General features: G+C 48.8%; 10 protein-coding genes. 7 read left to right on the top strand and 3 right to left on the bottom strand.

Translation table 11 applies throughout. The features are described 5' to 3' along the window. The first annotated feature begins 84 nt into the window (after positions 1-84). The 3 genes from LVQ79_RS01465 to pdeR all read left to right on the top strand — a co-directional run bounded on the left by LVQ79_RS01465 (position 85) and on the right by pdeR (position 5,571). Complete coding sequence (locus LVQ79_RS01465; protein ID WP_232863645.1) at positions 85-1,245, top strand: CMD domain-containing protein; 1,161 nt, start codon at positions 85-87, stop codon at positions 1,243-1,245. Positions 1,246-1,345: 100 nt separating this feature from the next. Continuing rightward, a complete protein-coding gene (locus tag LVQ79_RS01460; RefSeq protein WP_232863644.1) occupies positions 1,346-3,280 on the top strand; it encodes an exoribonuclease II in 1,935 nt (644 codons plus the stop codon). Between the two features lie 299 nt (positions 3,281-3,579). Next, entirely contained in the window at positions 3,580-5,571 is a 1,992-nt protein-coding gene (gene pdeR / locus LVQ79_RS01455; RefSeq protein WP_232863643.1) for a cyclic di-GMP phosphodiesterase, read from the top strand. Between the two features lie 32 nt (positions 5,572-5,603). Here pdeR and LVQ79_RS01450 read toward each other — a convergent pair whose 3' ends face one another. Beyond that, a complete protein-coding gene (locus LVQ79_RS01450) occupies positions 5,604-5,978 on the bottom strand; it encodes a carboxymuconolactone decarboxylase family protein (RefSeq protein WP_151993601.1) in 375 nt (124 codons plus the stop codon). A gap of 88 nt (positions 5,979-6,066) precedes the next feature. Here LVQ79_RS01450 and LVQ79_RS01445 point away from each other — a divergent pair, with 88 nt between their 5' ends. Next, positions 6,067-6,957 carry a LysR family transcriptional regulator gene (locus LVQ79_RS01445; protein ID WP_232863642.1) on the top strand — a complete coding sequence of 297 codons (891 nt, stop codon included), beginning with the start codon at positions 6,067-6,069 and terminating at the stop codon, positions 6,955-6,957. Between the two features lie 97 nt (positions 6,958-7,054). Here the strand turns inward: LVQ79_RS01445 and LVQ79_RS01440 are convergent, their stop codons facing one another. After that, positions 7,055-7,924: a crotonase/enoyl-CoA hydratase family protein gene (locus LVQ79_RS01440; RefSeq protein WP_232863641.1), complete on the bottom strand. Its 870-nt coding sequence runs from the start codon at positions 7,922-7,924 to the stop codon at positions 7,055-7,057. 220 nt (positions 7,925-8,144) lie between these two features. Between LVQ79_RS01440 and yciZ the strand changes: the two genes are divergently transcribed. After that, the gene (gene yciZ, locus LVQ79_RS01435; protein ID WP_034455445.1) at positions 8,145-8,327 is read left to right on the top strand and encodes a protein YciZ/DeoL; all 183 of its coding nucleotides are present in this window, start codon (positions 8,145-8,147) and stop codon (positions 8,325-8,327) included. 27 nt (positions 8,328-8,354) lie between these two features. On the opposite strand, the gene fsa is transcribed toward yciZ, so the two are convergent. Beyond that, the gene (gene fsa, locus LVQ79_RS01430; protein WP_232863640.1) at positions 8,355-9,017 is read right to left on the bottom strand and encodes a fructose-6-phosphate aldolase; all 663 of its coding nucleotides are present in this window, start codon (positions 9,015-9,017) and stop codon (positions 8,355-8,357) included. 131 nt (positions 9,018-9,148) lie between these two features. Between fsa and LVQ79_RS01425 the strand changes: the two genes are divergently transcribed. Beyond that, positions 9,149-10,048 carry a glycyl-radical enzyme activating protein gene (locus LVQ79_RS01425; protein ID WP_232863639.1) on the top strand — a complete coding sequence of 300 codons (900 nt, stop codon included), beginning with the start codon at positions 9,149-9,151 and terminating at the stop codon, positions 10,046-10,048. A gap of 4 nt (positions 10,049-10,052) precedes the next feature. Beyond that, positions 10,053-12,485: a formate C-acetyltransferase/glycerol dehydratase family glycyl radical enzyme gene (locus LVQ79_RS01420; RefSeq protein WP_232863638.1), complete on the top strand. Its 2,433-nt coding sequence runs from the start codon at positions 10,053-10,055 to the stop codon at positions 12,483-12,485. Positions 12,486-12,506 lie beyond the last annotated feature (21 nt).

Genomic DNA, 12,506 nt, shown 5'->3' with positions numbered 1-12,506 from the left:
CCGCGCTTACGCCAGGATAAAGCAGCAAACCAGGCCGTCAGGTGTTTTCCCCGGGCTTGTAAACTCTTTGACCAAGGAATGACCATGGAACAACGCCGAATCTCAGGCAAAGGCCACTGGTACCATGAAACCCAGTCCAGCCGTAACGATGCCGCCGTGCTTCCGTTAGTTCCCGAAGCCGCGTTTCTCGAAGATCGTTTTTTACTTGATTTGAACCTTAGCGCTGACCAACTCACCTCTGAGTACGCGTGGCTTTCGGCTGCACGTGATATTAGTGAATGTTTGTTGCCTGAAAATAGCCCTGTGACCCGCTTACATACGCTGAGTTGCTATGACCGCTTAAGTACCGCGCTCACTGTCGCACAGGTCTACGGTGTTCAACGTCTTTGTAATCATTACGCAGCTCGACTAGCCCCCCAACCAGGTCCTGACTCATCGCGCGAAAGTAACCGCCGTCTGACGCAAATCACCCAATACGCCCGCCAGTTGGCCAGCCAACCGACGCTGATTGATGATGTCTCGCGTCAGCAACTTGATGAGGTTGCTCTTTCAGTAAATGATATGGTGACATTTAACCAGTTGATTGGCTTTATCGGTTTTCAGGCTCGCGTGATTGCAGTTTTCCAGGCACTACAAAGCTTGCCAGTACGCTGGTTACCAGGGCTTGATACGCAGCAGGATGCCCCTACCGAGTTATTCCTTGATGGTGATAAGCAGTGGCAACCAGGTTTGCCTGAAGTTGAGCTACGCTACGCAAACACACTGCAACTGGACGTACACAACGACTGCCTACCGCAAAATATCTTGCAAGAGATGAGTTGGCTGCTGCTTCACGATGCCACGGCATTTTCCCTATTCGGCCAGATGACTCATTTACTACTCCCTCCGAGTGCTCAAGCCTGTGATGATCAGATTTTGGTTGGTCTGTTGACCGCTCGTATTAACGGAAGCGTCAGTTGTTTTACGGATTTTGCAAAAGCATGGCGTGGAGAAAGTGGTTTACCTGAAGCAATGCGCAATGGTGAAAGAGCGATACAAGCCTGGAGCCATAACCGCCCACGTGAACGCGCGATAATCCAGGCTGTCCGCGTAATAACTCTCGCCCCTGGAAGTTTTAGCGCAGCCCAGCTTCAACCTTTATTCGAACAGGGTTTTAGCGAAGGCGAAGCTTTGCAATTACTGGTGAGTGCAGGGTTGTACGGCTGGTTAAACCGATTGAAAATTGGGCTTGGCAATACTCGCTAGACATTGATAGCACGTACCTTTGCGGCAAACAGCGCTTGCCGCAAAGGGTGGTTTCGCGTAAAACTGTCAGCCGCTCTTTTGGCCACGAAAACTAAAAAACATGTTCCAGGATAACCCGCTGCTCGCGCAGCTTAAACAGCAACTGCACTCCCAAACTCCACGCGTTGAAGGCGTGGTAAAAGGCACGGAAAAAGGCTTTGGCTTCCTCGAAGTGGACTCCCAAAAAAGTTACTTTATTCCGCCGCCGCAGATGAAAAAAGTGATGCACGGCGACCGCGTGAGCGCGGTGATTCATACCGACAAGGACCGCGAAACCGCTGAGCCAGAAGAGCTTATCGAACCGTTCCTCAGCCGGTTTGTTGGTCGTGTACAACGTAAAGACGACCGTCTGTCTATCGTTCCGGATCACCCGTTACTGCGTGATGCGATTCAGTGTCGTGCTGACCGCAATGTCACGCATGATTTCCAGAATGGTGATTGGGCAGTCGCGGAAATGAAACGCCATCCGCTGAAAGGCGACCGCGCTTTCTACGCCGACCTAACACAATTTATCACCTTTGGTGACGATCACCTTGCGCCATGGTGGGTGACACTGTCACGCCACAATCTTGAGCGTGAAGCGCCAGACGGCGTGGCGACAGAAATGCTGGACGAAGGCCTGGTGCGTGAAGATTTAACCGCCCTGGATTTCGTTACCATTGATAGCGCCAGCACCGAAGACATGGACGATGCGCTGTTTGTTGAAGAACTTGCCGATGGCAAATTACAACTCACCGTAGCTATCGCCGATCCGACCGCCTGGATTGCTGAAGGCAGTAAACTCGATAATATTGCTAAAGTCCGCGCCTTCACCAACTATCTGCCGGGCTTTAACATCCCAATGTTGCCTCGCGAGTTGTCTGACGATTTATGTTCACTGCGCCCTGACGTGACGCGTCCGGTTGTGGCCTGCCGCATGGTTATCGCGCAAGATGGCAGCATTGAAAATGAGATTAACTTTTTTGTTGCGACCATCGAATCCAAAGCCAAACTGGCCTATGACGCTGTATCCGACTGGTTAGAAGAAAAAGGCGACTGGCAGCCACCGAGTGATGCTATCGCTAAACAAATCCGTCTGTTGGAACGCGTCTGCCTGAGCCGCGCCGACTGGCGCCGTACCCACGCGCTGGTGTTCAAAGACCGCCCTGATTACCGTTTTGTATTAGGTGAGAAAGGCGAAGTGTTGGATATCGTTGCGGAATCACGTCGCATCGCTAACCGCATCGTTGAAGAATCAATGATTGCGGCTAACGTCTGTGCGGCCATTGTGTTGCGCGAGAAATTGGGATTCGGCGTTTATAACGTCCACACCGGTTTCGACCCGGCAAACATTGAACAGCTGGCGACTATGCTGCAAGGTCACGGCCTTGAAGTAGATGCGCAAGAAGTGTTGACACTAAACGGCTTCTGCAAATTACGCCGTGAGCTTGATGCGCAGCCAACCTCCTTCCTTGACACTCGTATTCGTCGCTACCAGTCGTTTGCTGAAATCAGCATTGAGCCAGGCCCGCATTACGGCCTGGGTCTGGAGGCTTATGCGACCTGGACTTCACCGATTCGTAAATACGGCGATATGATCAATCATCGCCTGTTGAAAGCGATAATCAAAGGTGAAACAGCATCCCGTCCACAAAACGAAATTACAGTACAGATGGCTGAGCGCCGTCGCCTCAACCGCATGGCTGAACGCGATGTCGGTGACTGGCTGTATGCTCGCTTCTTGAGTGACAAAGCCGGAACGGATACTCGTTTCAGTGCAGAGATCATTGATGTGAGCCGTGGCGGTATGCGCGTACGTCTGATTGAAAATGGCGCTGTTGCCTTTATCCCTGCCCCATTTATCCATGCTGTCCGCGATGAGATGGTATGCAGCCAGGAGCCAGGAACCGTGCAAATTAACGGCGAAGTGGCTTACAAAGTGACAGATGTCATTGATGTGACAATCGCAGAGGTTCGTATGGAAACTCGTAGTGTGATCGCGCGTCCAGCAATCTGACGGTTAGTTAGTCATTTAAATTTAAAAGCTGAGCCTCGTGCTCAGCTTTTTTTTGTTCTTTTTTTATTGTGAATACACTTAGGATCATAATCACAACCAGAAAATGATTAGAACCACAACTCGTTTTCTGCTGGTTATAAGTCAGGAAAAACTGTCAACAACGTGCGGAACATTCAGATTTTTCACATCTTCTGCAAAAACAATGTCTTTAACTCACTGTTGTCGCTTTAAGATCGGTTTATATTGCTAATATGAATAACAGACTGACACGCTATGTCGGGCCCTGTTCAGGAGAGAGCATGAAAGACGATTTGGAGCAAAATCTGCTCTACCGTTATTTAGGGACAACCAGCCCATACTGGCGTTTACCAAACGATAGCAACGCTCTGCAACTAGCAGCCAGCGAAAGCTCTGATATCAGCCAGGTGGTCGCTCTTGAACCCGAGCAGGCTGAACAAATCCGCCAAATGACGGTAATAACCTCAAGCGTCACTATGTCGATTTCATTATTTGGTAATGAAGTTTCCGTACATTTAGTGGGTCGTAAGGTATCAAAAAAAGAATGGGCAGGTTCGGCATCTGCCTGGGATGACACCCCTTCTGTTGCCCGAGATTTGGTGCAAGGACTCTCATTCGCGGAACAGGTCGTCTCGGAGGCAAACTCTGTCATCGTTATTCTCGACAGATTAGGCAATATTCAACGCTTCAATCGTTTGAGCGAAGAGTATACCGGTCTTAAAGAACAAGAAGTTATTGGCCAAAACGTTTTTAAATTGTTTATGAGCCGTAGTGAGGCCGCCGCTTCCAAACGCAATATTAGCGGATTCTTTCGTAACGGAAATTCTTACGAAGTCGAACGCTGGATAAAAACCCGTAAAGGCCAGCGGCTGTTTTTGTTTCGCAACAAATTTGTCCATAGCGGCAGCGGTAAGAATGAAATCTATTTGATCTGTTCTGGTACTGATATCACCGAAGAACGCCGTGCGCAGGAGCGCCTGCGCGTATTGGCGAATACCGACACCATAACCGGCCTACCAAATCGTAATGCCATCAATGATTTAATCTCCTCGGCGATTGAAAACCGTGGTGAAACCCAGGTAGGGATCGTTTATCTCGACCTTGATAACTTCAAAAAAGTAAATGACGCGTACGGGCACATGTTCGGTGACCAGTTATTGCAGGCCGTGTCATTAGCGATTCTAAGTTGCCTTGATGAAGGACAGATACTCGCGCGCTTGGGTGGAGATGAATTTATTGTTCTCGCCACTGATACCTCTCAGGCAACGCTCGAAGCCATGTCGTCGCGTATTCTGGCGCGACTAAAACAGCCCTTCCGCATTGGTTTGATTGAAGTTTATTCCGGCTGCTCGTTAGGTATATCGCTGGCTCCGCAACATGGTGAAGACCGTGAAAGTCTTATTCGAAATGCTGATACCGCGATGTATACCGCCAAAGAGAGTGGTCGTGGCAAGTTCTGCGTATTTGCTCCAGAAATGAATCAACGTGTGTTTGAGTACTTGTGGCTCGACACCAACTTACGTAAAGCGCTCGATAACGACCAACTTGTTATTCACTATCAGCCTAAAATGACCTGGAGAGGTGAAGTCAGAAGTCTGGAAGCACTGGTGCGATGGCAATCGCCGGAGCGCGGGCTGATTCCACCGTTGGATTTTATCTCTTATGCAGAAGAGTCCGGGTTAATTGTGCCTCTTGGGCGATGGGTGATGTTAAGTGTGGTTCAGCAGGTGGCGAAATGGCGTGATAAAGGCATTAATTTACGCGTTGCAGTCAACGTTTCTGCCCGCCAGTTAGCCGATCAAACAATCTTCAGCGATCTGAAACAAGCGCTGAAAGATCTTAATTTTGAATACTGCCCGATTGATGTAGAGCTTACTGAAAGCTGCCTGATTGAAAATGAAGACCTTGCACTTTCGGTTATTCAACAATTCAGCCGCTTGGGTGCCCAGGTGCATTTAGATGATTTTGGGACAGGTTATTCCTCACTTTCGCAACTTGCCCGCTTCCCGATCGACGCGATAAAACTCGACCAAAGTTTCGTACGCGATATTCATAAGCAGTCGGTGTCTCAATCGCTGGTGCGTGCAATCGTTGCAGTTGCCCAAGCGCTTAATTTACAGGTCATTGCCGAAGGGGTTGAGAACCAAAAAGAAGACGCCTTCCTGACTAAGAATGGCGTCAACGAACGGCAAGGGTATTTATTTGCGAAGCCCATGCCCGCTGCCGTGTTTGAACGTTGGTTAAAACGCTATCTGGCCAGAACGGCGCGATAAGCTCTGCGACCAAATGAGCCAGGGAAACCTGGCTATTTTATTTGTGCAAAAACCTCTTTCGCCGCAAATAGACCATTCAACGCGCAAGGAAACCCTGCATACACCGCCATTTGCATGATCACTTCAATAATTTCCTGTTCCGAACAGCCAACATTCAGCGCCCCCTGGATATGGACTTTAAGCTGTGGCGTCGCATTTCCAAGTGCGGTCAGTGCTGCAACAACAGCAATTTCTCTGGCTTTTAAATCGAGGCCTGGTCTTGAGTAGATATCACCAAATGGAAATTCAATCAGCAGACGCGCAAAATCCGGTGCTATATCACTCAGGCTCTTAATGACATTTTCACCAGCATGTCCATCAACCTCTTTTAATTTTCCCAGGCCTCGTAGATAACGTTCACTTTCCATTTTGGAACCCTCTTCTATTGAATAGTGAACGAACTCTAAATTTTACTGAGCAACGCATCCAATACCCTTTTTGTGATACCTTTTTGGTATGAACGAATCCATCGATTTACGACAATTTCGTTATTTTCTGGCTGTGAGTGAAGAGCTCAATTTCAGTCGTGCCGCATTGCGTCTGCATATTTCTCAGCCTCCACTAAGTAGGCAAATTCGGCAACTCGAAGACCAACTCGGAGTGCAGTTATTTCTTCGTAGCAAGAAGGGTGTCACCCTCACCGAAGCGGGGGCCGCATTCTTACCAGAAGTGAAACGCACACTCCTTCAGGCAGAAAAAGCGATTGCCGTCGTAAAAGAGATGCGAAGTAACATTGGGGGGAAATTTGTTGTTGGTTACACAACAGTGTTCGAACGAAGTGCAATCCCTGATGTGACAGAGGCCTTGCGCCAACGTTTTCCTGCCTGGCAAATCCACACATCAGGAGATCATTCAATCAATCTCATTCGTGAAGTGAAAAAAGGGACGATGGATGCGGCATTTATCGGCTTGCACACGGACGTTCAAGGTCTTGCTGTTGAAAAACTTTTAGAAGATCCACTTGTGGTGGCTTTACCCGCAGGTCATAAACTTGCGCACAAACGCTTCATCAGTTTTGACTCACTACGTGACGAGCCGATGTTCTGGTTTGAGCGGCGGTTAAATCCCGGTTTTTATGATTACTGCCAGGCGTTTTTCCACAAGATTGATTTCAAGCCTCATATCATTCCGGAACCGCAAGATCATCACATCATGCTCGGGCTTATTGCGGAAGGAAAAGGTATTGCTCTGGTCCCTTCATCGTTGCAGTGCATCAAACGACAAGGCGTTATTTTCCGTAAACTGAAGGAAGAGACTCATCATCTGGCGATGGGTATTGGCGTTGCCTGGGATAAACAAAATGATTCACCTGTTTTGCAGGCATTTCTTGAGTTGCTGAGGCGTTAACACCAGAAAGAAGACGCCTTTCTTAGGAAGAATGGCGTCAACGAACGGCAGGATTTAGACCAATGCCCTCAGCCGTATTCGAGCGTTGGCTCACGTGTTAACTGGCTTTACGCAAAGCTGTAGCGCTGTGACGATTTTGCATTTGCACTAACCTTTCCATATAAGCGATATCCTTAGCTTCGAGGCAAAATGCTGCATCAACCCAGTCTTCGGTGATATCCATCAACTCCGAGCGAGGCAGTTGAAGTACACGCTGACGGGCACGCAACATAGCCCGAACACCATTCAGTTTAGGCTGCAATGTATCAATGAAAGTACGAGTAGCAAGATAACCCTGACCGGGTTCAAACAGTTCATCAACCAGACCAAACTGCTGATGCCACTCTGCGGTGTGAGACTCTCCTTTATAAATCAGCTCTTCAGCGAGTTTCATGCCTGAGCGGCGTGCAACCAGCGAATAGGCCCCCATTCCAGGGAAGAGGTTAAAAGCAATCTCCGGGAAACCAAGACGGGCATCTCGTTGTGCCAGCACAAAATGGTGTGCTAATGCTGCTTCGAATCCCCCACCTAATGCACTACCCTCAACCATTGCAAGGCTAATTGCACCGCAATCAAACCCTCGTGAGGCTGCATGGACACAGTCGACACAAGCCCTTGCATACGCGCGCAATGCCTCGCGACGCCCCTGCTGTATTGATTCAACAAAAAAGCCCAAATCGCCGCCGGTGTTATACATTCCCTGCACCAGAGAACCGGTCACCCAAAAATCAACCACAAAACCCTCCTGTTGAACCAGATACCGCAGGTTCATAATTTCTTCGATTAGCTTATGGTTGAAGCAAGGACGGGGCTGCGCTCTTAACATCATCCACACAGTGCGACGTTCTGCCTCGTAATAACCCGACAACTGGGTGAATCGAGTAGTGTCCGTGAACAATTTGCAGGTTGGCTGGTTAATTACTGTCATTATCTTATCCTCATGTTATGAAAGCGCGTTACACGCAGGATCAGACTAATCCACTACCGCACCTGGATGAATGTATCGGACTGTTTAATAATTATTACTTATATGTTGTTCAATAATTGATTGATGTGTAAGGGTAAAAATTCCCAATTGAGCCTTCTCTTTCCAGACCTTTTTTTGCATTATGAAGGCAACACTTTTCCGCAACTGACCAGGACGCACTATGCCTTCAGTGGACCCTCTGCAACTCGCAAAACGTATTGATACCGTGCTGGATATTCTGGTGGGAGGCGATCATGCGTCTGCTATTAACAATCTGGAAATCCTGAAAACGGAATTGCTGAATATCGCTAATGGTGAAGAGATAAAAGAAGGCGACTTGAAAAAGTCGCCCTGGGAGATTTGAATCTAACGCCGGTGAAAACCGGCTTTTTTATAGGCTCAATGAGCCAAATGCGCCTTGCCAGTCTTTCTCGAAAGTTGCAATCGCAGCATTCACGGCCGGTGTCGTTAACAGTTGTTCAGTGACATCAACAGGTAGCGTAATTGCTTCACATCCTGCCAGCAGGCATGACATTGCCTGATGTGGTGTACGGAAACTAGCGGCCAGAACTTTAGATTGTGGGGCGTGTAGCGTCAGCAACTGCTGTAAATCCTGCACCATTTGAATACCATCGCCACCCTGCGCATCCAGGCGGTTGACGTACGGCGCAACATACTCAGCCCCAGCTAATGCGGCAAGCAATCCTTGAGCTGCACCATATACCGCAGTACCCAGCGTCGGAATGCCTATTACCTTCAACTGCTTCATCGCCGCCAGACCTTCTACCGTGGTAGGGACTTTCACAACAAGACCCGGGACACGCTTCACTAGTAATTCAGCCTCTTTCACCATTTCATCAGCCTGCGCGGCAATGACCTGAGCAAATAGTTTGCCTTTACCACCTAATGCATCCTGCAAGGCTGGTAGTACTTCCCACAAAGAAATCCCCGCTTTGGCGACGATGGAGGGATTGGTTGTTACGCCCTGTAACGGCAAAACACGCGCCAGGCGCTTCACTGCGGCAACGTCAGCAGTATCTAAATACAGTTCCATAAACTCTCCGGATTGGTCATCTATCTCATTGCCGACATCATAACGCCACTGTCTGTTCTTTATCTGATCAAAATCAATAAAACTTTCATTCGAAAGTAATCTAATTTACGAAAGAAGATTAAGGCGGGCTTATGATATTTAATATCCAACGTTACTCAACACATGATGGTCCAGGGATTCGCACAGTCGTATTCCTTAAAGGCTGCTCTCTGGGCTGCCGCTGGTGCCAGAACCCTGAAAGCCGTGCTCGTGGGCAGGATGTGCTGTTTGACGAGCGTCTGTGCCTTGCTGGTTGCGATCTTTGCCCACAGACAGCACCACATGCAATTAGTCGTATTGATGACGTTTTGATCATCGCGCGTGAAAAGCTTTCGACTGACGATATGGCCACGTTAACGGATTGCTGCCCTACTCAGGCATTAAGCGTATGCGGTGAGACACAAAGTGTTGATGTGATCATGCAGAAAGTGCTCCGCGACAAACCATTTTACGACCGCAGCGCTGGTGGAATTACGCTTTCTGGCGGCGAACCATTCATGCAGCCTGAAATGGCTGAGCAACTGCTGCGTAGAAGCAAAGAGGCAGGAATTCATACCGCCGTTGAGTCTTGCCTTTATGTGCCGTGGAAATACATAGAGCCGTCGATTAACCATCTGGATCTCCTGCTCGCCGACCTTAAGCATGTTGATGCACAGCGCTTCAAACAATGGACCGACGGCAGCGTCGAACGTGTAATGGACAACTTCCGCAAGTTGGCCGCACGCAACGTACAAATGACGATTCGTGTGCCGTTGATCCCCGATTTTAATGCCGACGAGCAATCAATTCGCGCGATCGCTGATTTTGCCGCCGATGAAATCGGTGCGAAAGCGATTCATTTTTTGCCTTACCACACCCTAGGTATCAACAAATACAAGCTCCTGAATATCCCTTATCTGGCCGCGCACCAACCCCTTGATGCGCCAGAACTGCTGCAGTTTGCTGAGCAGTACGCAAGCCAAAAAGGGATGACCGCCTGGATAAGAGGATAAACCGATGACCCAACTGAACCTGAACACCTTAAGCCAACGTATCAAAGACCATAAAGAAGCGTTGATTCATATCGTTAAGCCACCAGTTTGTACTGAGCGTGCGCAACATTACACAGCGATTTATCAACAGCATCAGGATAAACCATTACCTGTGCGCCGCGCTCTCGCGCTCGCCCACCACCTTGCTGAGCGCACTATCTGGATTAAGCACGATGAACTGATCGTTGGTAACCAGGCAAGCCACGTTCGCGGGGCACCATTCTTCCCTGAATACACCGTGGGATGGATTGAAACTGAAATTGATGAGTTGGGCGACCGCCCTGGTGCTGGTTTCTCAATTTCAGATGCTGATAAAGCGGTGATGCATGAAATTTGCCCATGGTGGCGTGGGCAAACCGTGCAGGATCGCTGCTACGGAATGTTCACCGACGAGCAAAAGGAGTTACTGGCGAGTGGCATCATTAAAGCCGAAGGAAATATGACTTCAGGCGATGCGCATCTCGCGGTCAACTTCCCACTGTTGCTGGAATTAGGCATTGATGGTTTACGTGCAAAAGTAGCCGAACGTCGTTCGCATCTACATCTGACCGACTGGGAAGATCTGCACAAAGAGCAATTCCTGAAAGCTATTGATATTACTTTCGTTGCATTAAGCGAGCATATTCTACGCTACGCGGCGCTTGCCAAAGAAATGGCGAACACTGAGTCACGAGTGGCACGCCGTGATGAGCTGCTAGCCATTGCTGAAAACTGCGAACACATTGCTCATCATAAACCAACCTCATTCTGGCAAGCTTTGCAGTTGAGCTACTTCATACAGCTGGTATTGCAGATAGAATCTAACGGTCACTCCGTATCTTTTGGCCGCCTCGATCAATTCCTCTATCCGTGGTATCGCCGTGATGTCGAACTTGAACAAACCTTAGGTCGCGACCAGGCTATCGAACTCCTGCAAAGCTGTTGGTTGAAACTTTTGGAAGTGAACAAAATCCGCTCTGGTTCTCACTCTAAAGCCTCTGCCGGCAGCCCGCTTTATCAAAACGTCACCATTGGTGGCCAGACACTGGTTAATGGTGAAGCTGTGGATGCGGTGAATCCACTTTCATACGCCATCCTTGAATCATGTGGGCAATTACGCTCAACACAGCCAAACTTGAGTGTGCGCTACCATGCCGGAATGAGTAATGACTTCCTTGATGCCTGCGTTCAGGTGATTCGCTGTGGTTTCGGGATGCCTGCATTTAACAACGATGAAATCGTGATTCAGGAGTTTATTAAACTCGGTGTCAGCCGTGAAGATGCATACGACTACGCAGCGATTGGTTGTATTGAAACAGCTGTCGGCGGCAAATGGGGATACCGTTGCACAGGCATGAGTTTCATTAACTTTGCCCGTGTCATGCTGGCTGCACTCGAACATGGTCGTGATGCTACCAGCGGTAAAGTTTTCCTGCCGCAAGAACATGCACTCTCAGCAGGGAACTTCACACAGTTTGATCAGGTGATGAATGCCTGGGATGATCAAATTCGGTATTACACCCAGAAATCCATAGAAATTGAGTGTGTTGTGGATACGGTCCTGGAAGAAAATGCTCACGACATTCTGTGCTCAGCCCTTGTGGATGACTGCATTGAGCGTGGTAAAAGCATTAAGCAAGGTGGCGCAAAATATGACTGGGTTTCTGGCCTGCAAGTCGGTATTGCCAACCTTGGAAACAGCCTTGCAGCAGTTAAAAAATTGGTGTTCGAACAAGGAGCGATTGGCCAACAACAGCTTGCTGAAGCACTGGCCAATGACTTTGAGGGTTTGACAGGTGAACAGCTACGCCAGCGTCTGATAAATGGCGCGCCAAAATATGGCAACGATGAAGATGAGGTTGATTTACTGTTAGCTCGAGCTTACCAAACCTATATTGACGAGTTGAAGCAGTATCACAATACTCGTTTTGGCCGTGGCCCTATCGGCGGAACTTACTATGCGGGTACTTCATCGATATCAGCGAACGTACCGTTTGGTGCTGCAACTATGGCAACACCTGATGGGCGCAAAGCAACAACGCCACTGGCAGAAGGTGCAAGCCCGGCTTCAGGCACCGACCGTCTTGGCCCAACAGCGGTTATTAGCTCCGTCGGCAAATTGCCAACCAGTAAGATTTTGGGCGGCGTGTTGCTTAACCAGAAGCTGAATCCGGCAACATTAGATAACCCACGCGATCGTGAAAAATTAATGCTAATGCTGCGTACTTTCTTTGAAGCGCATAAGGGCTGGCATGTTCAATACAACATTGTTTCCCGTGAAACACTGATTGATGCCAAACAACATCCTGATAAGTATCGTGACCTGGTGGTGCGCGTAGCAGGTTATTCTGCTTTCTTTACTGCCTTATCTCCAGACGCGCAGGATGATATTATAGCCCGTACTGAACATACACTTTGATAATACCGGCGGTGCATCATG

The sequence above is a fragment of the Buttiauxella cochleicola genome (assembly GCF_021282405.1).
Taxonomy (GTDB): domain Bacteria; phylum Pseudomonadota; class Gammaproteobacteria; order Enterobacterales; family Enterobacteriaceae; genus Buttiauxella; species Buttiauxella massiliensis.
This window is presented reverse-complemented; position numbering and strand designations above follow the sequence as displayed.

Coding starts and splice junctions, on each gene's coding strand:
- LVQ79_RS01465 (WP_232863645.1), top strand. CDS start 85: ATGGAACAACGCCGAATCTCAGGCAAAGGCCACTGGTACCATGAAACC.
- LVQ79_RS01460 (WP_232863644.1), top strand. CDS start 1,346: ATGTTCCAGGATAACCCGCTGCTCGCGCAGCTTAAACAGCAACTGCAC.
- pdeR (WP_232863643.1), top strand. CDS start 3,580: ATGAAAGACGATTTGGAGCAAAATCTGCTCTACCGTTATTTAGGGACA.
- LVQ79_RS01450 (WP_151993601.1), bottom strand. CDS start 5,978: ATGGAAAGTGAACGTTATCTACGAGGCCTGGGAAAATTAAAAGAGGTT.
- LVQ79_RS01445 (WP_232863642.1), top strand. CDS start 6,067: ATGAACGAATCCATCGATTTACGACAATTTCGTTATTTTCTGGCTGTG.
- LVQ79_RS01440 (WP_232863641.1), bottom strand. CDS start 7,924: ATGACAGTAATTAACCAGCCAACCTGCAAATTGTTCACGGACACTACT.
- yciZ (WP_034455445.1), top strand. CDS start 8,145: ATGCCTTCAGTGGACCCTCTGCAACTCGCAAAACGTATTGATACCGTG.
- fsa (WP_232863640.1), bottom strand. CDS start 9,017: ATGGAACTGTATTTAGATACTGCTGACGTTGCCGCAGTGAAGCGCCTG.
- LVQ79_RS01425 (WP_232863639.1), top strand. CDS start 9,149: ATGATATTTAATATCCAACGTTACTCAACACATGATGGTCCAGGGATT.
- LVQ79_RS01420 (WP_232863638.1), top strand. CDS start 10,053: ATGACCCAACTGAACCTGAACACCTTAAGCCAACGTATCAAAGACCAT.